The organism is Mesorhizobium sp. C089B, from assembly GCF_030323125.1.
Classification (GTDB): Bacteria; Pseudomonadota; Alphaproteobacteria; order Rhizobiales; family Rhizobiaceae; genus Mesorhizobium.
In genome coordinates, this window is record NZ_CP100469.1 from 6,013,843 (window position 1) to 6,037,984 (window position 24,142).

General features: G+C 63.2%; 20 protein-coding genes. 13 read left to right on the forward strand and 7 right to left on the reverse strand.

Features of this window, described 5'->3' with window-relative positions; translation table 11 throughout:
• Positions 1-30: 30 nt before the first annotated feature.
• From NLY44_RS29345 to NLY44_RS29360, 4 genes are all read left to right on the forward strand, one after another.
• Positions 31-1,353 carry an NAD(P)H-dependent oxidoreductase gene (locus NLY44_RS29345; RefSeq protein WP_023704521.1) on the forward strand — a complete coding sequence of 441 codons (1,323 nt, stop codon included), beginning with the start codon at positions 31-33 and terminating at the stop codon, positions 1,351-1,353.
• 71 nt (positions 1,354-1,424) lie between these two features.
• A complete protein-coding gene (locus tag NLY44_RS29350) occupies positions 1,425-1,667 on the forward strand; it encodes a type II toxin-antitoxin system VapB family antitoxin (RefSeq protein WP_023704520.1) in 243 nt (80 codons plus the stop codon).
• Complete coding sequence (locus NLY44_RS29355) at positions 1,667-2,059, forward strand: type II toxin-antitoxin system VapC family toxin (RefSeq protein WP_023806614.1); 393 nt, start codon at positions 1,667-1,669, stop codon at positions 2,057-2,059. Before NLY44_RS29350 ends, NLY44_RS29355 begins: the two co-directional genes overlap by 1 nt.
• 276 nt (positions 2,060-2,335) lie before the next feature.
• Positions 2,336-3,235: an MBL fold metallo-hydrolase gene (locus tag NLY44_RS29360; RefSeq protein ID WP_023753874.1), complete on the forward strand. Its 900-nt coding sequence runs from the start codon at positions 2,336-2,338 to the stop codon at positions 3,233-3,235.
• Between the two features lie 22 nt (positions 3,236-3,257).
• Here NLY44_RS29360 and proC read toward each other — a convergent pair whose 3' ends face one another.
• The 3 genes from proC to NLY44_RS29375 all read right to left on the reverse strand — a co-directional run bounded on the left by proC (position 3,258) and on the right by NLY44_RS29375 (position 6,447).
• The gene (gene proC, locus NLY44_RS29365) at positions 3,258-4,073 is read right to left on the reverse strand and encodes a pyrroline-5-carboxylate reductase (protein WP_023753875.1); all 816 of its coding nucleotides are present in this window, start codon (positions 4,071-4,073) and stop codon (positions 3,258-3,260) included.
• A gap of 87 nt (positions 4,074-4,160) precedes the next feature.
• Positions 4,161-5,480: an O-antigen ligase family protein gene (locus NLY44_RS29370; RefSeq protein ID WP_023753876.1), complete on the reverse strand. Its 1,320-nt coding sequence runs from the start codon at positions 5,478-5,480 to the stop codon at positions 4,161-4,163.
• A complete protein-coding gene (locus NLY44_RS29375; RefSeq protein ID WP_023735748.1) occupies positions 5,449-6,447 on the reverse strand; it encodes a glycosyltransferase family 2 protein in 999 nt (332 codons plus the stop codon). The genes NLY44_RS29370 and NLY44_RS29375 overlap by 32 nt, the downstream gene beginning before the upstream one ends.
• Before the next feature lie 173 nt (positions 6,448-6,620).
• Between NLY44_RS29375 and NLY44_RS29380 the strand changes: the two genes are divergently transcribed.
• From NLY44_RS29380 to NLY44_RS29390, 3 genes are read left to right on the forward strand one after another with little or no spacing between them, the layout of a single operon-like run.
• Positions 6,621-7,793 (forward strand): glycosyltransferase family 4 protein, encoded by a 1,173-nt coding sequence (locus tag NLY44_RS29380; RefSeq protein ID WP_023806615.1) that lies wholly within the window; start codon positions 6,621-6,623, stop codon positions 7,791-7,793.
• Positions 7,790-8,584, forward strand: a complete 795-nt coding sequence (locus NLY44_RS29385) for a WecB/TagA/CpsF family glycosyltransferase (RefSeq protein ID WP_023806616.1) — start codon at positions 7,790-7,792, stop codon at positions 8,582-8,584. The genes NLY44_RS29380 and NLY44_RS29385 overlap by 4 nt, the downstream gene beginning before the upstream one ends.
• Positions 8,581-9,504, forward strand: coding sequence for a DUF6492 family protein (locus tag NLY44_RS29390; protein WP_023669299.1), 924 nt, complete (start codon positions 8,581-8,583; stop codon positions 9,502-9,504). The genes NLY44_RS29385 and NLY44_RS29390 overlap by 4 nt, the downstream gene beginning before the upstream one ends.
• Here NLY44_RS29390 and NLY44_RS29395 read toward each other — a convergent pair.
• Positions 9,501-10,796, reverse strand: coding sequence for a lipopolysaccharide biosynthesis protein (locus tag NLY44_RS29395; RefSeq protein ID WP_023689338.1), 1,296 nt, complete (start codon positions 10,794-10,796; stop codon positions 9,501-9,503). The two genes, NLY44_RS29390 and NLY44_RS29395, sit on opposite strands and share 4 nt — an antisense overlap.
• A 198-nt stretch (positions 10,797-10,994) precedes the next feature.
• On the opposite strand from NLY44_RS29395, the gene NLY44_RS29400 reads away from it, so the two are divergent.
• The 4 genes from NLY44_RS29400 (at position 10,995) to NLY44_RS29415 (ending at position 17,452) form a co-directional block, all read left to right on the forward strand.
• Complete coding sequence (locus tag NLY44_RS29400; RefSeq protein WP_023806617.1) at positions 10,995-13,292, forward strand: GumC family protein; 2,298 nt, start codon at positions 10,995-10,997, stop codon at positions 13,290-13,292.
• Positions 13,293-13,648: 356 nt separating this feature from the next.
• Positions 13,649-14,548, forward strand: coding sequence for a bifunctional methylenetetrahydrofolate dehydrogenase/methenyltetrahydrofolate cyclohydrolase FolD (gene folD / locus NLY44_RS29405; RefSeq protein WP_023669302.1), 900 nt, complete (start codon positions 13,649-13,651; stop codon positions 14,546-14,548).
• Positions 14,549-14,565: 17 nt separating this feature from the next.
• A complete protein-coding gene (locus NLY44_RS29410) occupies positions 14,566-15,558 on the forward strand; it encodes a GlxA family transcriptional regulator (RefSeq protein WP_032905230.1) in 993 nt (330 codons plus the stop codon).
• A 235-nt stretch (positions 15,559-15,793) separates the two neighbouring features.
• Complete coding sequence (locus NLY44_RS29415) at positions 15,794-17,452, forward strand: vWA domain-containing protein (RefSeq protein WP_286456188.1); 1,659 nt, start codon at positions 15,794-15,796, stop codon at positions 17,450-17,452.
• A gap of 67 nt (positions 17,453-17,519) precedes the next feature.
• Here NLY44_RS29415 and edd read toward each other — a convergent pair whose 3' ends face one another.
• The 3 genes from edd to zwf form a co-directional block, all read right to left on the reverse strand.
• Positions 17,520-19,343 carry a phosphogluconate dehydratase gene (gene edd, locus NLY44_RS29420; protein WP_023711782.1) on the reverse strand — a complete coding sequence of 608 codons (1,824 nt, stop codon included), beginning with the start codon at positions 19,341-19,343 and terminating at the stop codon, positions 17,520-17,522.
• Between the two features lie 64 nt (positions 19,344-19,407).
• Positions 19,408-20,124, reverse strand: a complete 717-nt coding sequence (gene pgl / locus NLY44_RS29425; RefSeq protein WP_023697310.1) for a 6-phosphogluconolactonase — start codon at positions 20,122-20,124, stop codon at positions 19,408-19,410.
• A complete protein-coding gene (zwf, locus tag NLY44_RS29430; protein ID WP_023669307.1) occupies positions 20,106-21,575 on the reverse strand; it encodes a glucose-6-phosphate dehydrogenase in 1,470 nt (489 codons plus the stop codon). Before zwf ends, pgl begins: the two co-directional genes overlap by 19 nt.
• 322 nt (positions 21,576-21,897) lie before the next feature.
• On the opposite strand from zwf, the gene NLY44_RS29435 reads away from it, so the two are divergent.
• Both NLY44_RS29435 and NLY44_RS29440 read left to right on the forward strand, forming a co-directional pair.
• Positions 21,898-22,644: an SDR family oxidoreductase gene (locus NLY44_RS29435; RefSeq protein WP_027049416.1), complete on the forward strand. Its 747-nt coding sequence runs from the start codon at positions 21,898-21,900 to the stop codon at positions 22,642-22,644.
• A gap of 179 nt (positions 22,645-22,823) precedes the next feature.
• The gene (locus NLY44_RS29440; protein WP_023704507.1) at positions 22,824-24,119 is read left to right on the forward strand and encodes a Mur ligase family protein; all 1,296 of its coding nucleotides are present in this window, start codon (positions 22,824-22,826) and stop codon (positions 24,117-24,119) included.
• Positions 24,120-24,142: the final 23 nt, after the last annotated feature.

A 24,142-nucleotide genomic window follows, 5' to 3' on the forward strand; every position in this document is an offset into this window, starting at 1 on the left:
TGCAAATCAAGAAGCCGTGGACACGCTTGCATGACCAATGTCGCCCTGACCGGACTGGCCCGCGATCTCGCCAGGCGCGCCGCCGAGGGACGCCCGGTGCGCATCGGCGTCATCGGCTCCGGCGAAATGGGCACCGACCTGGTCACGCAAGGCATGCTGATGCCCGGCATCTCGGTCGCGGCCATCTCGACGCGGCGTCCGCACACGGCGCGTGACGCCATCCGCATCGCCTATGGCGACGAGGCGATGGCGGTCGAGGCGGACAGGGGCTCGAAAGTCACCGCGGCGATCGAGGCGGGCAAAATCGCCATTACCACGAACGAGATGCTGGTCACCAATCCGCTGATCGACGTCGTCATCGACGCCACCGGCAAGCCTGGTGTCGCCGCCGATTTCGACTTGAAGGCGATGGAGCACGGCAAGCACCTGGTGATGATGAATGTCGAGGCCGACGTCACGATCGGCTGCTACCTCAAGCAGCAGGCAGACCGGCTCGGCGTCGTCTATTCGGTCGGCGCCGGCGACGAGCCGTCGAGCTGCATGGAGCTGATCGAATTTGCGTCGGCGCTCGGCTACACCATCGTCTCGGCTGGCAAGGGCAAGAACAACCCGCTCAACCACGATGCCGTTCCGGACGACTATCGCGAGGAAGCGATCCGCCGCAACATGAACCCGCGCATGCTGGTCGAATTCGTCGACGGTTCCAAAACCATGGTCGAGATGTGCGCCATCGCCAACGCCACCGGGCTGGTCCCAGACGTTCCCGGCATGCACGGCCCAAAGGCCGACCGCGATCAGCTGGCCAATGTGCTCATCCCGAAGGCGGATGGCGGCATCCTGTCGAAGAAGGGCGTTGTCGACTACACCATCGGCAAGGGCGTGGCGCCCGGCGTGTTCGTCATCGTCGAGGCGACGCATCCGCGCATCGTCGAGCGCATGGACGATCTGCACATAGGCCACGGCCCCTACTACAGCTTCTTCCGGCCGTATCACCTGACCTCGCTGGAAGTGCCGCTGACCGCGGCGCGCATCATGCTCTATGGCCGGCCAGACATGGTGCCGCTGCCGAGGCCGGTCGCCGAGGTCTGCGCGGTGGCCAAGCGCGATCTCGCCATGGGCGAGACCTTCGATGCCATCGGCGAGACTTGCTACCGCTCATGGACCATGACCGTCGAAGAGGCGCGCGCCAATCGCGCAGTGCCGGTCGGCCTGCTCGAAGGCGGCAAGGTGCTGAAACCGGTGAGGAAGGGCGAACTGCTCACCGCCGACAATGCTACGCCCGACCGCACGACGAGGCTGTTCGCTTTGCGGAAGCTGCAGGATGATATGCTCTACGGGGCTGAGATGGCATGAACAGGCCAGCTCTCTGGCTTTGTCATGACAAGATCACTATATTGTAGTGACAGCGAACGGAGGCTTCCAGAATGAATCTCCAGATCAGAGACCCGCGCGCCCGTGACCTCGCCCGGCAGCTTGCCGAAAAGCGAAAGATTTCCTTGACCGAAGCGGTGATCGAAGCGCTCGAATCCGAGCTTCAGCGCGAACGTGAACAGGTTCCGCTGGCTGAGCGGCTGGCCGCCATATCGAACGATCTGAAGGCCAAGGCGGGAAGCGGCGGCAGGGATTTGACTAAGGATGAGATCGACGAGATGTGGGGACATTCCTGATGTTCATCGACACCTCGGTGGTGATCGCTGTCCTCGCCGGAGAGGAAGACGCCGCCGATTGGAGCCGCCGGATCGGGCAGGCCTCGATACGGATCACATCTCCGCTGGTCGTGCTCGAAGCGGCGATGCGGCTTTCATCGAAGTTGGTGGTGGAGCCGCTCTTCGCCGAAAAGGCGATAGAGGACTTCCTGCGTGAGGCCGCGATCGAGGTGGTTCCGATCGAAATGGGTGATGCCAAGCTCGCGATCCAGGCTTTTTCGAACTATGGCAAAGGTCGCGGCCACCCGGCTCAGCTCAATCTCGCTGACTGCCTGTCATATGCCTCGGCAAAAAGCCGTGGGATGCCCTTGCTCTACAAAGGGAAAGACTTTTCCCACACCGATCTGGCCTGATCCTACTCCCCCAGTTCCACGGTTCGGTCAGCAGCTTCGTCAGCCGCTCCCGCCCAGCAGGCCAAATGCTGCCGCGGTCGCGCCATGGGGCTTTTGACCTGCTCGCGCAACACGCCTGGTCATTGCGCTCGTGCTGACGGCGCAGACCCATCGGCTGCCATTGTATGATCTATTCATACAGTCTGTCTCTTTGATCCGGGTTTTTCAAACGATGCCGAGATGCCAATCTCCGAACGATCAGTTGAACCCCCATTGAGGATTGAAATCTTGCAAACCATTTGGACAAGACGCGAGACGATGAAAACCCTTCTGGCAACGGGCATGGTTGCCATGCTTCAGCCTCTGGCTTTTGCAGCCAGGGCCGCCGCCAAGCTGGAATGGACCTATTTTCAGGCTGACGAGAATGGTTTCCGCCGCACGCCGGTGCTGCTGACCGGGGAAAAAGAAGCCATCCTCCTCGACGGCGGATTTACCCTGTCCGATGGCCGTGCGGTCGCGGATGCGATCAAGGCGACGGGCAAGACTCTGACCACGATCTACGTCAGCTGCAGCGACCCTGACTATTATTTCGGCCTGCGTCCCGTCGCGGATGCATTCCCCGGCGCCAAGATCATCGCAGCCGGCGCAACGGTGGCGGCGATCAAAGCCAATGTTCAAGGCAAGCTCGAGGTCTGGAGCCCGCAGCTCAAGGACAATGGACCGAAGGTCCTGGCGGATGTCGTCATTCCCGAGGCTTCCGATATTACCTCACTTGAAATCGAAGGAAACAAGATCGAGATCGTCACCGTCGCCGATCTGAAAGACCGGCGGTATCTCTGGGTGCCCAGCCTTGAAGCGGTGTTCGGCGGCGTGCTGATCTCGTCCGGCGTACATGTCTGGGTTGCCGACGAGCCAACCGTAGACGACCGCAAGAAATGGATTGCCGCGCTCAACGAAATCGCGTCCCGCAAACCCAACATCGTGGTGCCGTCCCATCAGGTAGCCGGTGCACCGGACGGTCTGGCGGCCGTGGAATTCACCCGCGCCTACCTCGAAGCTTTCAATAAGGAAGCCGAAAAAGCGAAATCCAGCGTCGAGCTGATTGCAGCGATGAAGCGGCGCTATCCCGATCTTCTGGACGTCTCGTCCCTGGAACTGGGCGCAAAGGTCGCCAAGGGTGAGATGAAGTGGGGCTGATACGGCCCCGCGAGCGTCTGGGCTACTTCCCCAATTCCACCGACCGCAGCCGCGCGGCTTCCACCGCCTCGGTCAGCAGCTTCGTCAGCCGATCCTCGCCCATCAGCACGGCAAGGGCTGCTGCCGTGGTTCCGTTGGGGCTGGTCACCTGCTGGCGCAGGACGCCAGGCTCCTCGCCGCTTTCGGCAGCGAGTGCAGCAGCGCCATAGACGGTCTGCATGGCAAGCAGCCTGGCGGTCTCGGTCGGCAGCCCGGCGTTCTCGGCTGCAACCGTAAGCGCCTCGATGAAATGGAAGATGTAGGCCGGACCGGACCCCGAAACCGCCGTCACCGCGTCCATCAGGCCTTCGTCGTCGACCGTCGTCACCACACCGCTCGCCGACAGCAGCTCGGCAACGAAACGCCTGATGTCGTCGGTCACCAGCGGGTTGGAATAGACCACCATCATGCCCTTGCCGATCGCGGCCGGCGTGTTGGGCATGCAGCGGATAACAGGCGCGAGATGGCCGAGTATGTGCTCGAAGGTGGCGACCGGCGTGCCCGCGGCGATGCTGACGAAGGTGGTCCTGCCGTCGCCGAAGCGCTTGTAGGCGGCGGTGACGTCGCGGATCACCTGCGGCTTGACGGCGATGACGACGAGGTCGGGCTCTGCGTCGGCGGGGATCCCGTTCGCGTCCGCGGCGACACTGCAACCGAGGTGCTCGGCGCGCTTGCGCAATTCGGCAGTGGGCTCGACCACGAACACGGCTTGCGGGGCAAGCTTGCCGGATTTCAGCCAGCCCGCAAGCATGGCGTAACCCATATTGCCGCAACCGGCGAGAACAAGCCTGATCGTCATTGAGAGCCCTCCGAGACAAGGGTTCTCCTTAGACGCTAGCGGGCAGACGGGAAAGCCCCTCAAGGGGTGCTGGATCAGGCCAGCCGGTCAAGGTCGCCGGCGCACCGCGATCGGCCGCAGCGACACTTGCCGCAGGCCAAGCGCGCCGAGCACGAAGAACAGCCACACCGGGTCGCCGCGGTGGAAGAAGAAGCTTTCGAGGAAAGCGTTCAGCGCCGTGAACAGCACCACCATCATGAAGAAGTCACCGAGATAGATGTTCTCCTTGCGCGGCGGGATGCGCATGTAGTCGCGCAGCGGCGCGATCACGAAAGTGTAGACGGCAACGCACAGCGCCGGGATGCCCATCAGCACCGCAATGTCGAGATAGCCGTCATGGCCATGCACGATGGTCCGGATGTCCCAGGCCCGGTCGAAAGGCTGGTCCTGGCTCAGCAGCAGCGGCGTGCCCCAGAAGCTTTCATAGCCGTAGCCGGTCCAGGGCTTCTTCGCCAGCATCTCGCCGGAGAACTCCCACAGCGTCGTGCGCCCGGTATAGGTGAGGTCGGGGAAATAGGTGGCCGCCAGTTCTTTCACCGGGGGGATGAAGACGATGCCTAAGGTACCGATGGCCGTCGCAATGATCGCCAGTGCAAACAGGATCGGCGTGCCGAACCGCATGCCGATCAGGCCCGGCAGCACGACGATCAGGATCGAGAACGGCACTAGGCCGGCCGTCGTCTTGGATCCGGTGTGCAGCATGAAGATCATCGCCGCGCCGAAGATCGCCACGCCCCAGAATTTCTGGCCGCGCCGGAAGAGATAGAGGCCGGCGAAGCTGAAGCAGGCCATGATTGGTCCGGCAATGTTCTTGTGGGCGAACACACCACGCCACAGGCCGGCATGTTCGGGCTCCTGCGAATCGGCCGTATGCAGGGCCTCATGCGGAAAGACGATGAGGCCGATATAGGACAGGCCGATAACGACGATCGCGCAGAATATGATGACTTTCGAAAAACTGTCGGCATCGCGCGGCAGCACCAGGACCGTCGCTATCGTCAGAACGCCAAGCAGCGTGAAGAAGGCCGCGCGCATGGCCGAGGACGGGTCGGTCGCGTTGATGACCGAAAGCATGAAAAAGCCGAGCATCAGAATCCAGGACGGGCTGAGCAGCGAGCGCACCACCTTGGGGTCGGCGAACGTCAGCAGTGAGAAGATCGAAATGGCGCCGAGCGAACTGAAGCCGAGCTGGTTGACGATGTCGCCGCCGTCGCCGGTCAGTTCCGCGCCTGCCGGTTGAAACGGCCGGAACGACACGATGACGACGGCAAACAACAGCGCGGCAATCGCCGTCGCCACGCCGTCGCGGGTGACGATGCCGCCCAGCAGCAGCTCGTCAGTTCTTCTCAGGCTGCCTGTATTGCTCATTGGCGTATCCGAATTCGGCAAGCACGCGGCCGAGCGAGACATAGACGGGGTAAAGCGCCGTCGACAGCGATCCTGTCCGCGCCAATTTGATTGCGCCGCGCACGGGCGAGGCTATCAGCAGCGCCAGGCTTTTTGCAAACACCTTGGCGCCGGCGAATGGCGTGCCGGCGCGCTTCTTCTTTTCGACCAGCGTCGAGATTACACCGTTGCGTAAGGATCGGGCGCGGATCCAGTCAGCCTCGACGCGCCGGGCTGGAACGCCTTCGCGCACCTTTGCCTCGGCGCACCAGCCAAGCACGAAACCTTTCTGCGCCGAGCGGCTGAGGAAGTCGGAATCGCCGCCGCCCATGAAGTTGAACCGCAGGTCGAGGAAGGGTGGCCCCATGATGGTGAGCACATTGCGCCCGACCAGAAGGTTGCCAGAGGAATAGAGTGCGGCCACGCGTCCAGTCTGGCGATAGGGCGGCGCAAACACGGGGTGCTCGGCCCATTTGGCGTGAGCAGGATCGGTAAACACTGGCACTTGCGGGCCACCGACAATGTCGGCGCCAAGCGTCTCCGCCGTCTTGCACATGCGCTCCAGCCAGTCCGCGTCGGCGATCTCGTCATCGTCGATGACCAGCAGGTGGCGGAAATCCGGAAAATGCAGGATCGCCGTCTGCCAGCCGGCATTGTAGGCACTGCAATTGCCCCGCTCGTGCGCGATGATGACCATGCCTTTCATATCGTCGCGTTCGAACAGCGGCACGGCCGCCTTGGCGCCCTCACGCGCCTTGGCTTCGTTTTCGATGACGATGACGGCGAAGCGCCGGCTGGTTTGCTGTGCCTTCAGCGACGCCAGCGTTTCCAGCAGCAGTTGTGGCCGCATGAAGGTCGGCAGCGTGACGACGGCTTCGATCGTCTCTGCGGCGAGCCCCGGAGAGCGTCCCGCAATCGATACCGAACCGTCCGATGGCAAAGGGATCATCCGCTCCAGCCGCATGTTTTAAATCTGGCTTTTTGATAACACCGCGACGATAACGTTTCGTTAATCACCTTTCGCAGCGGCGCCTGCCGGTCCGCGCCTTTCAGCCGTTGCGTCGCATGATTTAATCAAGGGTTCACCCAGCTTTGCTAGTGGCTGACGCTTGGATAGGTGAGATGCATCTGCTGTTCGCCACATCGATCGTGCCCGACGGCGCTCTCGCTTCGGGCTATGAGATCGCCAACGCTGCGATCATCGCCGCCTTGCGGCGCGCCGGCGTGCGCCTCACCGTCATCGGCTTCATCTGGCCGGGCAAGGCGCCCAGCGACCCCGAAAACACCATCGTGCTCGGCGCCGTCGACGTGCGCACGGAAAGCGCCTCGGCGCGGCAGAAGCTCGCCTGGCTTGGCAAGGCGGTGCTGTCAGGGCTCACCTTCGCTTCCGTGAAGCTGCGCGCGGTTTCCGACAGCGAAGTCAGTGCCGCGATCGAGCGCGCCGGTCCCTTCGACGGCTATGTCCTGAATTCGGTGCAGTTCGCCGGCGCCTTTGAAAAACTGTTCGCCGACCGTCCCTCGATTTTCGTCGCCCACAATGTCGAACATGGTTCGGCCAAAGAGAATGCGGCAGCAGCAAACAGTCGCTTCCAGCGCCTGCTGTTTGCCCGCGAGGCCAGGCTGCTCAAGACCATGGAGGAGCGGCTCTGCCGCCGGGCTCGCTTCGTCTTCACGCTGGCCGAGGAAGACCGCGCCGCACTCGGCGTTGCCAGCGACGACCGCTCGGCGGTGCTGCCGCTGGTGACCACTGCCACGGCGCCAAAGCCGGTCAAGCCGCGCCGCATCGATTGCGACGCGGCGCTGATCGGCACTTGGACCTGGCAGCCGAACCGCATCGGCCTCGACTGGTTCCTGGAAAAAGTCGTGCCGCATCTTCGCCGGAGCTTTCGCATCAGGGTCGCCGGCAACATGCCGTCGGATATCACCTCTGCCCATCCCGGTGTCGAATTTGTCGGCCGCGTGTCCGACGCCCAGAATTTCGTGCGCGGCGCCGCCGTCATTCCACTGATCAGCACCGCGGGCAGCGGCGTTCAGCTCAAGACCATCGAAACCTTCGAGCTCGGCCTGCCGTCGGTCGCCACCAGCCGTTCGCTGCGCGGCATCGATCATCGCCCGGCAAATTGCTTCGTCACCGACGATCCGGCCGCCTTCGCCGGCGCGCTGGAGGCAGCGGCGGCCGATGTCAAGGATGTCGATGGCAGCGCCTTTCACCGCCGGCAGATCAAGGCACTGGATGCCGCCATCAGGCTCGGCCTGGAAAAGCTCGGGTCGGTGGGGGAGGAGGTGTTTGCATGAACATGCACACCGCCCGCGCCGCCTTCGGGCTCGATACGCTGAAGACGATCCTTGGCATTTCGGTCCTTGCCATCGGCTGGGATGACGCGATCGCGCTGCTCGCTCGTCTGATTGCCGAGCGGCGCTTCACCAAGGTCAGTTTTCTCAACGCTCACAACGCCAACATCGCCTCTACCGATCCGGTCTTTGCCGAGGCGCTCGACGATTTCCTCATCCTGCCTGACGGCGTTGGCGTCGATCTGGCGGCAAAGCTGCTCTACGGCGCGCCGTTCCCGGACAATCTCAACGGCACTGATCTCATTCCGGCCTTTCTGCAGGCATCGGCGAGGCCGCTGACCGTCGGGTTGCTTGGCGCCACCCGCGCCAACGCCGAGGCGGCGTCGGTCAGGCTAGCCGCTCTGGCGGTGCAGCACGAATTCGTCGTCATCCATGACGGCTATTTCTCCCCCGCCGAAGAGCAGGCGATCGTCGATCGCATCGAGGTATTGCGGCCCGACGTGCTGCTTGTGGCCATGGGCGTGCCGCGCCAGGAATTGTGGATCGCCCGTCATATCGATGCCCGCCACTGCACGCTGCCGATCGCCGTCGGCGCGCTGCTCGATTTTCTCTCCGGCACGGTGCCGCGGGCGCCTCTGTGGATGCGCCAGCTGAGGCTCGAATGGTTGTTCCGTCTGTGCATCGAGCCCGGCCGGCTGTGGCGCCGCTACGTCGTCGGCAATCCGGTGTTCCTGCTGCGTGTCGTCAGGCAGAAATTCTCGCGTCGGCCCGAGCCCGCCGGAGAGTTGCGGTGAACAGCCGCGTCGTGCCGAGCCCTGCAGCCGAGACCGGTGCCCTGCCGCAAACGCCGACGGCGGCGGTGGTGACCGCCAGCTATGCGCCGGATTTCGAACGCTGCCGCCTGTTGTGCGAGACCCTCGACCGCCATGTCTCCGGCTTGGCGCATCATTACATTCTGGTCGAGCACCGCGACGTGGCGCTGTTTCGCCAGTTGGAAAACGACCGCCGCAGCGTTGTCGACGAGCGCGACCTGCTGCCGCGCTGGCTGCGTGTGTTCGACGATCCGATGAGCCTCTTTCGCCGTCGCATCTGGCTCAGTCTCAAGACCCAGCCGCTGCGCGGCTGGCATGTGCAGCAGCTGCGCCGCATCGCCATCGCTGCGCATGCTGGAGAAGACGTGCTGGTCTTCTGCGATTCCGACGTCGCCTTCCTCAAGCCATTCGATCTGAGCGCCTTCTGGCGCGACGGCAAGGTGCGGCTGTTCCGGCGCGACGGCGTGCTGTCGAGCGACGGTCACGACGAGCATCGCATCTGGTCGCGCAATGCGGCCTCGGCGATTGGTATCGATGCATCCGAGGTTTCGAACCACGACTATATTTCGACGCTGATCGCCTGGCGCCGTCAGACCGTGACGGCGATGTGCGCCGAGATCGAGAAGGTGCACGCGCGCGGCTGGGTCGAGGTCATCGCTTCAGTGCGCCGGTTCTCCGAATGCATGATCTATGGCCGCTATGTCGACGATGTGCTGGGGGGCGCCGGCCATTTCCACGGCTCGGAGGAATTCTGCCGCGTGCACTGGACCGGGGAGGCGCTGTCGGATGACGAATTCCGCAGCTTCGTCGCCGCTATGGCACCGGGGCAGGTGGCGATCGGCATGCAATCCTTCATCGGCACCGATATCGGCCGCATCCGCCGCCTGATCGGATTGGCTTAGATTGCCTTGGCGGGCTTGCGCAGCGCCGAATAGGTCAGCAGCGCCGAGGCGAGATAGAGCAGCAGGAAGACGACATTGAGCGATACGACAAGCCTGGGCGTGTCGGCAATCGTGGTCAGCACATAGGTCAACAGCACCGCCTTCAGCCCCGCCAGCAGGCCGAGGTTGAGCGCCCTGAGCGCGGTCTGGCCGCGCGCGAACAGCAGCTCGGCCTGGTATTCGACCAGGTTGCGCAGTCCCGGCACGCCGATTGCCAACGCCACCAAGGGCGCCGCCTCGGCGACATTCCGGCCAAGTGCATTGGGGAAGAAATGCAGCACGATGCCGAGTGCGGCCAGTGCCAATGTCGACACCAGGAACACGCCGGCTTCGATACCGCTCTTGACCCGCAGTCGCGACAACAGCTCCGGCGCCCGCATCATCCTCTGCACCAGCATCATCGAGAAGGTGCGGATCGGTATTGCCGTCAGGTCGACCAGCCGCATGATGATGGCATAGATGCCGGCCAGATGCGGCCCGCCGATCGCCAGCACGAGCAGCTTGTCGAATTCCGACTGCAGGTAGAACAGCACTTCGGCTCCTGCAACATAGATCGAATCGGCAAGCCGCCTGAGATAGAGCTCGGTGCGCAGCCTCAGCCGCTGGCGTGGATAATAGAAGCCGAAGGCCAGCAGCAGCGAGGCGGCGTTGGCGCCGATGTAGAACAACGACCAGATCCAGACGCTGTGCTGCCCCGACAGCATGAACAGCACGGCGCCCAGCGCACGGAACGCCGTGGTCACGATCGACAGCACCGCGGCGCGGCCGAATTTGCCGAGCCCGTTGTTGACGATCAGCACCACCTCGACCGGCCGCCACAAAAGCGCTTCGGCAAAGACGATTGCGGCAAAGACGGCCAGAGGCACGGTGCTGGCGAAGAAGATCAGGTAGACGCCCCAGGAGGCCGCCGCCAGCAGTGGTAAGGACACGGCGCCAAGCAAAAGGAAGCCGGCGGTGAAGGTGCCGATCAGATTGGGGCGGATGGTGGCTGTGCGGTAAAGCGCCGAGATGAAGCCGAAAGCGAGGATGCGCGACAGCATGACGCCGGCCGCCGAGGCGGTGGCGAACATGCCGAACTCGGCAATCGACAGCGTGTTGGCAAGTGCGATGAAATAGGCAAGCGAGAACACCAGCCGCCCGCCGGCGCCGCTGATGGCTGAAAGATAGTCGCGAACCAGCCCCCGTCTTTCGGCAAGGAAGGTGCCGATGCGGGCGAGTGTCCGCCTTTGCGGTATGTCGCTGGCCTGCGTCATATCGAGGAAAGCCGTAAGCCGGAAAGCTTAACGTGCGGTTCTGACCCCATTTTACAGATCCCGGCAATGCGTGGCGAAGCGAGAAACTTTCACTTGCAGACTTCGGAAATTAACCTTTTGTTTCCCATGCCTGTTTAGCGTGACTTAACGATTGGCCGACCGCCGCTCCCGCGCCGTCGAAGGTAAAGTTTCGAGACAATGGTCGACAGGGAAAACCGTGAAGACTGGAGGCGCGAGCGCTCCCTCCTGGCGCTCGGCAAAGCTGTGCGCGGCGATGAGGCGGCGGATGCGTCGGCGGTCTCGATCGGTGACCGGGTGGATCCGTCATGGCGCGAGGATGCCGCCACGCGTCACCGCATAGCCCGATCGCAACGCGAGGCGCGGTCGAATCCGGCGCCAACGTCACCGCCCGAGCCGCCGCAGTTCCAGGCCGACGGCGAACCCGTTTCGGCCGCCAGCGCGCGTGAGGAGCCTGTTTCCGGCCGGCGTCAGGAGCCTAGCTCCCGCGCGGCCTATGAGCCCCGCTCTTTCCACGAGCAGCAACCGGACCGCGACGACGATGACGGGCAGGAATGGAAGCCGCTGATCGATCCGCTCCAGGTCGTCCGCGGCATTACTCGTTCCAAGTTGCTGATCGTCTCGACGACGATATTGGGGACGGTGCTCGGCGTCGCCGTCGCCGTTTCGACACCGAAGAAATACGAAGCCACCACACAGATGGTCATCGAGCCAGGCGACCTGAAGCTTTCCGACAACGATCTCACCCAACCGGTCGGGCAGCCCGATGCGGCGCTGGCTGTTGTCGAAACCCGCATCAAGATGGTGACATCCGGCAAGGTCCTCGACAAGGTCGTGGCCGATCTCAATCTCGTCGACGATCCGGAATTCAACGGACAGGGCTCTGGCGGCCTTGGCGTCCTGTCGCTCATTCGCTCGATACTGTCGCGCCAGGATGGCCCTGGCGGCGGCGGTGAAGTGCGCCGCCAGGCGCTGGCGGTCGGCAATCTGGCCAAGAGCCTGTCGGTTGAGCGCAGCGGCAAGAGCTTTGTCGTTTCCATCAGCGCCACCACTCAAAGCGCCGACAAATCGGCCGAGATAGCCAATAGGACCAGGGACGTTTTCCAGCAGGAGGCGGCCCAATACCAGTTCGGGATGGCCGGGCGCGCGACGGACCAGCTGACGGCCAAGCTCGATGACCTGCGTAAGAATGTCGAGACAGCGGAGCGCAAGGTCGAGGATTTCAGGGCCACGCATGATCTCGTCGACGCGCAGGGCCATCTGATCAGCGACGACCAGATGCTGAAGCTCAACGAGCAGCTCTCAGTCACCCGGGCCCGTACGCTGGAACTCAATGCCCGGGCCGCGTCGGCGCGTTCGCTGGACGTCAATTCGGTCATCAACGGCACCTTGCCGGAAGAAATCAATTCCAACACGATGAGCGAACTGCGCGCGCAATATGCAGTTTTGAAGCAGGAGGCCGACCGCGCCGCCGTGCGTCTGGGACCGCGTCATCCCGAATACCAGGCGCTCAGTGCCCAGCTCAACGGCTCGCGCGAGCGCATCGCAGGCGAACTGCGCCGCATCGCCTCGTCGCTACAGGTCGATTTGAAGCGCTCGGTCCAGCTCGAGCAGGATCTCGCTTCCCGCCTGGCTCAGGCAAAGGTCCAGAGCGGCGACGTCAACAGCGATCTGGTCAGCCTGCGCGAACTGGAGCGCGATGCCACCGCCAAACGCTCCGTCTACGAACAGTACCTTCTGCGCGCCAAGGAGACCGGCGAACAGCAAAACATCAACACCACCAACATCAATCTGATGACCCCCGCGCAACCGCCGCTCGAACCCAACGGACCGTCGCGGGCTGTAATAGCGCTGGCCGGCCTGCTGCTCGGGCTTGCTTCGGGCATCGGTGTCGGCGCCATGCGCGGCGCCTTTGCCAGCCTGCGCGGCGCTGCCAATTCGCGTTCGCGCGGCAGAATGGACGAGCGCCGCCCTCCGGTCGAGGACAAGGTCTATCGCGCGCCGCTGCCTGTGGCGCCGCCACCGGCAGCACCTCCGGTGTTGCCGACCGCGGCCGTTCCCGCCCGGAGCCCAGGTCTGTTCGACGGACTGTTCTCGGCGATGCGCAAAGCCGCGCCGGGTAGCGGGAGGTCAGGCGAACCCGTCGAGACCTACCGCGCCCAACCAGCCGCCGAATATACAAGGCCGGTGCAGGAGCCTGTGGGCTATCGCCAGCCGGACTTCCGGAACGAGGTTCCGCACGCCAATTCCCCTGCGCAGCAGCCTGGCTACGCGCAGCCTCGTCAGCCGGCTGACTATGCCTATTCGCAGGCTCAGCCGCTGCCCGCGGCGTCCGGGCCGTGGTCTTCTCCGCAGCCCGCTGGGGCGGCGCCGGAAGACCAGCAGGCGCAAATCGACGATATCCGCGCCAGCCTGCGCGAATTTCGCGAAGCGGTGCGCGAACTCACCGAAAGCCGTTCGCACCGCCGCTATTTCTGAGCAATTCCAGGAAAAGTGTGAAACGGTTTTCCCGGGAAAAGCGCGTAGCGCGCTTTCCCTTGGGAATTGCGTCAAAACAAGAATATAGAGCGGTTCAGCCTTTCCGTGAAAGGATGAGTCGCTCTGAGCCCGTCAGCACAGAATAAAAGCTGCCGGTTTCGAGTTTACGGCATGTGACGGCGCTTTGACGGGATTGCTTAGGCCAAATTTCGTGACAATGCCGCGCAGCATGGCGCCCAAAAAGCGCTGCCGTCGGGCTTTACCCGAATGGGCGGAACGTTTGGAACAACGACATGCACGAAGCAACGTTCAAGGCGCGCGCCGCGCCTTGGCTGGAATGATGTCGAGGATGGTTCATGGCCGAAGTGATTGACGGAAAGATCGTCGCCGCAGACGTGGTTCAGAAGGTCAAGGCCTTGACCGAGGACCTGGTCGCCAAGGGAAAGGCCCAGCCCGGCTTGGCGGTGGTCATCGTCGGCGAGGATCCGGCAAGCCAGGTCTATGTCGCGTCGAAGTCGCGCACCGCCAAGGAATGCGGCTTTCATTCGCTGCAGCACACGCTGCCGGCCGACACGTCCGAAGCGGCACTGCTGAAGATCATCGGCGAACTCAACGCCGATCCGGCCATCAACGGCATTCTGGTGCAGCTGCCGCTTCCCGCCCATATCGATGCCGGCAAGATCATCCAGGCCATCGCACCGCAAAAGGATGTCGACGGCTTTCATTTCATCAATGTCGGCAAGCTCGGCACCGGCGAACTCGAAACAGCCTTCGTGCCCTGCACGCCGGCCGGCTCCATGCTTTTGATCGAACGCGTGCGCGGCAAGGATCTTTCCGGCCTCAACGCGGTCGTCGTCGGCCGCTCCAACATCGTCGGCAAGCCGATGGCAAATCTGTTGCTTGCCGCCAACTGCACCGTCACCATCGCCCACAGCCGCACCAAGGATCTGCCGGCGCTGGCCCGCACAGCCGACATTCTGGTTGCCGCCGTCGGCCGGCCCGAAATGATCAAGGGCGACTGGGTCAAGCCCGGCGCCACCGTGATCGATGTCGGGATTAACCGCATTGCCGCACCCGAGAAGGGCGAAGGCAAAACCCGCCTCGTCGGCGATGTAGCCTATGCCGAAGCCGCCAAGGCCGCCGGCGCCATCACCCCCGTGCCCGGCGGTGTCGGACCGATGACCATTGCCATGCTGATGGCCAATACGTTAGCCTCAGCCTACCTTGCGGCCGGCTTGAAGCGGCCTTCCTTCTGACCCAGAAAGCAGCTTCTTTGCCGAACCTTACTATACCCTCTGAACGGCCGGATGATCCCGTTCAAGGGGGCCGGCAATTCGCGTTCTTGCTGGTCGACAAGTTTTCGATGTTTTCGTTGGCAGCGGCGATCGATACCTTCCGCTCGGCCAACCGCCTGCTCGGCCGCGATTTCTATGGTTGGACCACGGTCTCGGCCGACGGCGATCCCGTCATGGCCTCCAACGGCCTGCCGCTCAAGATCGACTATGCCGTCGCCGATTTGCCGCCGGTCGATATCCTGTTCGTGTCGGTGGGCCTGTCGGTCGAGTTCCCCGGCAAGAGCAAGGTGCTGGCGGCGCTGCGCAGCTGGGGCCGGCGCGGCAATGCGCTCGGCGCGCTGTCGGTGGGCTCTTACCTCCTGGCCGAAGCCGGTCAGCTCGAAGGTTATCGCTGCACCATCCATTGGGAAAACCGCGCCGGCTTCGTCGAGCGCTTTCCCGACATCAATTGCACCGGCAACGTCTTCGAGATCGACCGCAAGCGCTACACCTGCGCCGGCGGCACCACCTCGATCGACCTGATGCTGGAGATCGTGCGTGGCGACTTCGGCTCGAACCTCGCCAACGGCGTTGCCAACCAGTTCCAGCATGAGCGCATCCGCTCCGCCGGCGACCGCCAGCGCGTCGGGCCGGAGCGCGACCTGACCGGCAAGTCGGAGAAGCTAAGGCGCATCGTCGAACTGATGGCCGACCATCTCGACGAGCCGCTATCAGCCGTGCAGCTTGCTAAATCGGCGGGCCTGTCGGTGCGCCAGGTCGAGCGCTTGTTCCTGCGCCATTTGAGCGTCACGCCCGGTCGTTACTACATGCGGCTCAGGCTTGAGCGAGCGCGCGAACTGCTGCGCCAGACCAACATGCCGATCCTCGACGTGGCCATTGCCACCGGCTTTACCTCGCACTCCTATTTCGCGCAGAGCTATCGGCTGCAGTTCGGCCGTCCGCCTTCCGAAGAGCGGCGCACCACCTACTGATTTCGTGTTACCAGCTCTGCCGGCGCCGATCCTGTTACACTGCAACCGTTAGAAGCATGATCCCAAAAAGTGGGTGCCGGTTTTTGGAAAAGATCGTGCTCCAACAAAGGGTTAGATCATGATGAGATTTCATCCAAATCTCATCATGATCTAGTAACCCGCTCCAGGCTTGTGTCCGGACGCGCTGTCAAATAGCTTCCGGCGCGGATCAGAGGGCGGCCTCAAGGAGATTTCGATGGCGGGACTTTTGCGGAGCGTCGCTGCGGCGCTGCTCCTTTTGTCGATGACTTCGCTCGGCTTTGCCGCCAATAAGGTTATCATCATTCTTGACGCTTCAGGCTCGATGTGGGCCCAGATCGACGGCAAGCCGAAGCTCGAGATCGCGCGCGAATCGCTGAGGACCGTACTGCAGTCGGTCCCGGGCGACGACGAGATCGGCTTAATGGCCTATGGCCACCGCGAAAAGGGCAGCTGCGACGACATCGAGCTGATCGTGCCGCCGCAAGCCGGCTCGGCTAGCGCCATTTCGGCCGCTGCCGACAGCCTGAAATTCCTCGGCAAGACGCCGCTGACCGCAGCCGTCAAGCAGGCGGCCGAAGCTCTGAAATACACCGAGGACAAGGCGACCGTGGTTCTCATCACCGATGGGCTTGAAACCTGTGAAGGTGACCCGTGCGCGCTGGGCAAGGAACTGGAGGCCTCAGGCGTCGATTTCACCGTCGACGTCGTCGGCTTCGGCCTGACCGCTGACGAGGGCAAGCAGATCGCCTGCCTTGCCGACAACACCGGCGGCAAATATATCCAGGCCTCGGACGAGAAGGCGCTGCAGGAAGCACTGGTCGAAACCGTCGCCGCGCCGGCTCCGGCGCCGGCACCCGAACCCGCTCCGGCGCCTGCCCCTGAAGCGGCAAAGCCCGAATTCAATTTCATCCCGACCGTGGTCATGGCGGAAGGCGGCGATCCGATCACCGACGGCAATGCCTGGGAGGTCTACAAGGCCAAGCCTGATGGCACGCGTGGCGACAACGTCACCACCGAATACGGCGCCTACAAGGGCAATCTGGAGCCGGGCGACTACATCATCGTCGCGCGCGACGGGGAGGCCAAGACCGAACAAAAGCTCAAGGTCGAGGCAAGCCAGATCTACAAGCCGCTCTTCACCCTGAATGCCGGCACGCTCATCATTCATCCGCGACCAAGCGTGGGGGCGGATGTTGTCGATGGCGCGGCTGTCGTGATCGACTATCCGGGCGCCGATAACCCCGCGACCTACTATGGCACCACCAAGGTGGTGTTGCCGGCCGGCGACGAGAAAGTGACTGTCACCATGGGCCAGGGCGTGGCTACCGAGACGATTCCGCTCGCTGCCGGCAAGACGGTCGAAAAGGACATCATCGTCGGCGTCGGGCATGTCGTGGCCAACGCCTACTATGTCGCCGGCGGCGACAAGGCCGATGGTTCAGGCATCGGCTTCAAGGTCTTCAAGGCGAAAAAGAAGATCGACGGGACCAGGGAAGAGGTGACCTACTCCTACGGCCCTGACAGCAAGTTCGATCTGCCGGCCGATGACTATGTGTTGATTGCGACGGTCGACCTCGCGGTCGTCGAGCGGCCGTTCACCGTCAAGGTCGGCGAATTCCAGGATGTGAAGGTCGCCATGAACGCCGGCGTGCTGGCAATCACCGCGCCCGGCGCTTCAAAGATCGAGATTTTCGAGGCTAAGAAAGACATCAACGGCAATCGCAAGTCGCTTGGCTACGCTTACGACCAGAAGTATCAGGCGGCGATAGCGACCGGCGATTATGTGGTCGTTTCGGAGAAGTCGGACAACAGCTCGAAGGAAGGCACCGTAACGGTCAAGGCCGGCGAGCGAGCCGAGCTCACGGTGCAATAGGATCGTATGGACGAACGCAAAAAAGGGCGGCCACGAGTCGCCCTTTTTCATGGATAAGGCAATCTGGTCAGGCTGCTCCGAAAGCACTGGCGCCATGGTCGGCGCGGCCGACCAGCTGGCGGAAACCGGCGAACAGCTCGCGGCCGAAACCGAACTCGTTGCCGATGAGATCGATGTCGGCCGTGCGGCGCAGCGCGAGCTCGGGCCCCGGCACCAGCACTTCCAGCGTGCCGGCATCGGCGTCGAGCCGGATGATGTCGCCGTCATGGATCCTGGCGATCGGCCCTTCCTCGACCGCTTCCGGCGTTACATGGATCGCCGCCGGCACCTTGCCGGAAGCGCCAGACATGCGCCCGTCCGTGACCAGCGCGACGCGCTGGCCACGATCCTGCAGGACGCCGAGCACGGTGGTCAGCTTGTGCAGTTCCGGCATGCCGTTTGCCTTCGGGCCCTGGAAGCGGATGACGGCGATGAAGTCGCCGGTCAGCGTGCCGGCCTTGAAGGCTTCGTTCAGTCCCTGCTGGCTGTCGAACACCTTGGCCGGCGCCTCGATGACGCGGCGTTCCGGCTTCACGGCGGACGTCTTGATGACGGCGTGGCCGAGATTGCCGGCGAGCACTTTCAGGCCGCCGGTCGGCTGGAAGGCCTTCTTGAACGGCGCCAGCACCTTCTCGTCGCCGCTCTGCAGCGGCGAGGCTTCACGCACGACGCCGCCATCTTCGCCGAGCCGGGCCTCGACCGCATAGGGCCTCAGGCCTTCGCCCCATACCGTCTGCACATCCTCATGCAGGATGCCTTCGTCGAGCAATTCGCGGATCAGGAAGCCGAGCCCGCCGGCGGCATGGAAATGGTTCACGTCGGCAAGCCCGTTCGGATAGACGCGCGCGAGAAGCGGCACCGCTTCCGACAGGTCGGAAATGTCCTGCCAGGTAAGCGTGATGCCGGCCGCCGCGGCCATGGCGATGAGATGGATGGTGTGGTTGGTAGAGCCGCCGGTGGTGTGCAGGCCGACGACGCCATTGACGAAAGAGCGCTCGTCGATCATGCGGCCGACCGGCGTGTAGGCGTTGCCGAGCGCGGTGATCGCCAGGGCTCGCCTGGTCGCCTCGCGCGTCAGCGCGTCGCGCAGCGGCGTGCCTGGATTGACGAAGGACGCGCCGGGCGTATGCAGGCCCATGATCTCCATCAGCATCTGGTTGGAATTGGCGGTGCCATAGAACGTGCAGGTGCCCGGCCCGTGATAGGATTTGGACTCCGCTTCGAGCAGTTCTGCGCGTCCGGCCTTGCCCTCGGCATAGAGCTGGCGAACCTTGGCCTTCTCGTCGTTGGGCAGGCCCGTCGTCATCGGCCCGGCCGGCACGAACACCGCCGGCAGATGGCCGAAGGTGAGAGCCGCGATCACCAGCCCCGGCACGATCTTGTCGCAGACGCCGAGATAGACGGCGGCGTCGAACATGTTGTGCGACAGGCCGATCGCCGCGGACATGGCGATGACGTCGCGCGAAAACAGCGACAGCTCCATGCCGGGCTGTCCCTGGGTCACGCCGTCGCACATGGCGGGCACGCCGCCGGCCACTTGCGCGATGCCGCCAACTTCCTTCGCGGCTTCCTTGATCAGCGCCGGGAAGGTTTCGAAGGGCTGATGCGCCGACAGCATGTCATTGTAGGAGGTGATGATGCCGAGGTTCGGCACCTTGTCGGCGCCGAGCGCCAGCTTTTCAGACGGGCTGCAGACGGCAAAGCCATGCGCGAGGTTGCCGCAAGACAGGACGCCCCGGTTGGCGGTGCGGCTGGAGGCCTCGGCGATGCGGCCGAGATAGCGCTCGCGGCCGGCTTTCGAGCGTTGGCGGATGCGTTCCGTGATGACTTCGATGTCGCGTCTGGCTGTCATGGTCGGTCCTTTCGAGCCCCGGAAGAACGTCCTCCACCGTCTGCCGGGACTGCTTTGCGTGAAATCAGGGTGCCCAGAACACCTCTACCGGGGTGGGTGCCGCTTCGAGGACTTTGCGGATGGGCTTTTTCGCACCCGGTCCCATCGCATCCTCGAAAGCGGTGCGCTTGTCCTCGCCTTCGATATGCAGCGCGATGAAGCCGGCGGCGACGATGCGCGCCATCGATAGAGTCAGCCGCGGCTCGCCGCCGCTTGGTGCATGCACCGGCAGCACGATCCTGCGCGAAGCTGGATCGAGCAAGGCGGGTAGATTCTCGGCGTCGGGAAAGAACGAGGCGGTGTGGCCGTCGCCGCCCATGCCGAGCACGACGACATCGAGGGGCCAGGGCAGAGCCTTCAGCGCCGCATCGTCGGCCGCCGCGGCGGTCTCGATCCTTGCCGCCTCATGGTAGAGCGGCACGAAGTGCGCGGCAGCCGCCTTGTTCTGCAGCAGGTTGGCCGCGACCAGCCCCGCATTCGAGCGCGGCGAGGAGGCCGGCACGAACCGTTCGTCGACCAGCGTCACCGTCACCTTGTTCCAGGCGATCGGAATGGCCGAAAGTGCTGCAAAGAACTTTGCCGGCGTGGTGCCGCCGGAAACGGCAAGCAGGGCCGTGCCGCGCTCGTCGATGGCCTTGGTCAGGCGCGCCGCGACATTGCCGGCAAGGGTTGCCGCCAGATCCTGGCGCCCGGCAAAGCCGTTCCAGTTGTAGACGGGCTCGCTCAATTGCTTTCGTGCCATGTCCGCCCGTCGCGTTCGATCAGCGCAATCGAGGCCGAGGGACCCCATGTGCCGGCCGTATAGCCTTGCGCCTCCTGCCTGGCGCTTTCCCAGGCGTTCTGGATCGGGTCGATCCACTTCCATGCCGCCTCGACCTCGTCGCGGCGCATGAACAGCGTCTGGTTGCCGCGGATAACATCCATGATCAGCCGTTCATAGGCGTCCGGCGCGCGGCCGTCGAAAGATGTTGCAAAGCTCATGTCGAGCGGAATCTGGCGCAGCCGCATGCCGCCCGGGCCTGGATCCTTGATCATGATGAACTGCTTGACGCCTTCGTCGGGCTGCAGCCGGATCACCAGTTGGTTGGCTGAGATCGGCCCGGCGCTGTCGCCGAAGATCGAATGCGGGATCGGCTTGAACTCGATGACGATTTCCGAAACGCGGGTCGCCAGCCTTTTGCCGGTCCTGAGATAGAATGGCACGCCGGCCCAGCGCCAATTGCCGATCTCAGCCTTGATGGCGACGAAAGTCTCGGTGGAGCTGTCTTTGCCAAGTTCTTCGACATAGCCTTTCACCGCGCCGCCTGCAGAGGCGCCGGCGCGGTACTGCCCGCGCACGGTGTGCTTGGGTGCCTCATTGCCGTTGATGCGCTTCAGCGCCCGCAGCACCTTCAGCTTCTCGTCGCGCACGGCATCGGCATCCATCGACGATGGCGCCTCCATGGCAACCAGGCAGAGCAGCTGCAGCATGTGGTTCTGCACCATGTCGCGCAGCGCGCCGGCCTTGTCGTAGTAGGTGACGCGGTCTTCAAGACCGACGGTCTCGGCCACCGTGATCTGCACATGGTCGATATGGGCAGAATTCCAAAGCGGCTCATAGAGTGCGTTGGCAAAGCGCAGCGCCATCAGATTCTGCACCGTCTCCTTTCCGAGATAGTGGTCGATGCGGAAGATCTGGCTTTCGTGGAAGTCGTCTCCAACCACGTCGTTGAGCTTGCGCGCCGAATCGAGGTCGCGGCCGATCGGCTTCTCCAGCACGATGCGCGAATTCGGCGTGATGAGATTGTGGGCTTTCAGCTGGTGCGAGATGTCGCCGAACAGCGCCGGCGCAACCGCCAGATAGAAAGCGCGAATGCGGTCGCTTTCGCCGATCGCCTTTTTCAGCTTGTCGAAGCCGGCACCCGTCGTCGCGTCGGCCGATACGTAGGACAGCCGGGCAAGAAATGTCTTGAGTTCCTCGGCGTCGATGTCGGCCGGCTTAACATGCTGGGAAATCGCCTGCTTGGCGAAAGCCTGGAATTCCTCGTCGCTCATCTTGGAGCGCGAGGTGCCGATGATGCGGGTCGGCTCGGAAAACTGGTGGTCGCGCTGGCGGTGGTAGAGCGAGGGCAGCAGCTTGCGTTCCGACAGGTCGCCGGTGCCACCGAAAATGATGAAGTCGAAAGGCTCGACGGGAATGATCTGGCTGGTCATGGTCTGTCCGCTTTGACGCCGCTCGCTGTGACGCGGCAGGATATAATCTAATCGATTTAAACTATCCAGTGCCATGGTGTCACGTGGAGGCCAAATCACTGCATATTGATTCGCTCCAAATGTGCCTTGACAACTGGCTGCCACCCGGAGGCTTTTCGTCAAGCGATGGTCCCGGGGCTTTCGCGCCTGCAACATAAAGCGGGAATGTGACGAAAGCTAATGCGTGTCGCCCAGAAGTGCGAAGCGGTTCTGGGAGACAGACACGCATCAAACAAAAAGGAAAATGCGCTTGCGAGGTGGGTCTTCAATGAGCGGAAAAAGCATGCGTCTGGAAAACAAGGTTGCCGTCATCACGGGTGCTGCGTCAGGTTTCGGCGAAGGCATGGCCAGGCGCTTTGCCGAAGAGGGCGCCAAGGTCGTCGTCGCCGACCTCAACGCCAAGGGCGCGGAGCGCGTTGCAGCAGAGATCGGCCAGGCCGCGATCTGGACCCAGACCGACGTTTCGCAGCGTTCCGAATTCGACGAGATGGTCTATGCCGCAAAAAGCGCCTTCGGCCGCATCGATATCATGGTCAACAATGCCGGCTACACCCATCGCAATGGCGACATGCTCGACGTCGACGAGGCGACCTTCGACCTGATCACTTCAGTCAACATGAAGGCGATCTATCACGCCGCACTTGCCGTGGTGCCGATCATGGAGCGGCAGGGCGGCGGCGTCATCCTGACCACGGCTTCGACCGCCGGTCTGCGGCCGCGGCCGGGGCTCACCTGGTACAATGCCTCGAAGGGCTGGGCGATCACCGCGACCAAGTCGATGGCGGTCGAACTCGCGCCCAAGAACATCCGCGTGAACTGCCTTTGCCCGGTCGCCGGCGAGACCGGCATGCTGGAGAAATTCATGGGCACTGACACGCCGGAGATCCGCGAGAAATTCCGTGCCTCGATACCGCTCGGCCGTCTGTCGACGCCGCTCGATATCGCCAACGCTGCGCTTTGGCTTGCGTCGGACGAAGCCGCCTTCATCACCGGTGTGGCGCTGGAGGTCGACGGCGGCCGCTGCATTTGAGCAATTCGGGAAGTACCTCGCTGTTCGCAATGCATGGCAGACAGAGCAATGTCGGCAAGAGTTCGCATCGGTGCGCCGGCCGGCCGAGGAACGAACAGTTGACGTCGTCACGCCGGACCCCAGTTTGACTTCTCGATCCCCCGAAAGGCATAACGGATCGTGGATAGTGTTGGCGGGTGATGAAGATCAGGCAGCAGAAAAGTCGCTACGATCTGGGATGGCGGCTGCGGCTTTACCTGGCCAAGCGTGCGCGGGCGAGAAGCAAGGCAATTTTCATCGGTGTTACCGGAAGCTCCGGCAAGACGACGGCGGGAAGCCTGCTTGGACACATCCTGGCTGGCCAGGGTTCGGTCCACACACAGGTTCTGGCCAACACTATGAAACTGTTGGTCTCGACCCTATCCAGGCGAATGGGAAAGGGCGGCAAAACCGACTACGTAGTCTTCGAGGCTGCTGCATTCGGCCCGGATACAATGAAGCCCATGGCCGAGTTGCTTCGCCCCGACGTGGCTGTTGTCACAATGGTCCGGCTGGAGCATCGGGCCAGTTTCAAGACTGTGGAAAACGTCGCTCGAGAAAAGAGCGCCCTAGTCGCGGCGCTGGAGCCGGGCGGCTTCGCGATGCTCAATGCCGATGACCCTCTTGTGATGGGCATGGCCTCGGCGAGCTATTGCCGTTCCGTCACATTCGGCACATCGGAGCAGGCGGATTATCGCGTCAGCGATATCGAGGCAGCCTATCCCAAGCCGTTGCGGTTCTCGCTCCACTGGCGCGGCGGTGTGCTCGATATCGAGACGTCGTTCCCCGGCCAGCATTTCTGGCTGCCGACGTCAGCGGCGGTTGCAACCGCTCTTGAACTGGGCGTGCCTGCGCAGATGGTCAAGGACAGAACCGCGACGTTCCAGCCTCTGGAAAATCGCGGCCAGGTGCTCGTCCCCGCGGGCGGCCCCCACTTCATCGTGGATGCCGCAAAGGCGCCCTGGCATTCGCTGAGCCTTGCCTTCGACATGGTAGCCGGATCGACATTCGGGCGAAAACGTATCGTTCTTGGCCAGCTATCGGATTTTTCCGGCTCGAATAACAGATATGCCCAAGCCTACAGCAGCGCGCGCGAGATTGCAGACCAGGTGATTTATGCCGGCGATCATGCCCATCGCTCCAAGGCGAACCAGGCAGATCGCGACAGCGGCCGCTTCATCGAATTGCGCACGGCCAGGGAAGTGTCGGACTACATCGCCCAAACCGCGCAGCCTGACGAGTTGATCCTGCTCAAGAGCTCGTCCAATCTGCACCTCGAGCGTGTCGCTCTTGCCTGGACCCACGACGTCCAGTGCTGGGTTTCGGTATGCGGCAAGACCGAGGGATGCGAGCAATGCGGCCTCTATGAAGTGCCGTTTGAGCAGCACCGTGAGTTTGTGGCGCAGAGAAAATCGAAGCGCCGCAAGCACAGACTGCTGCGGCTCCTCGGCCGCTAGAATCTTTGGCTGAAGCACGCCAG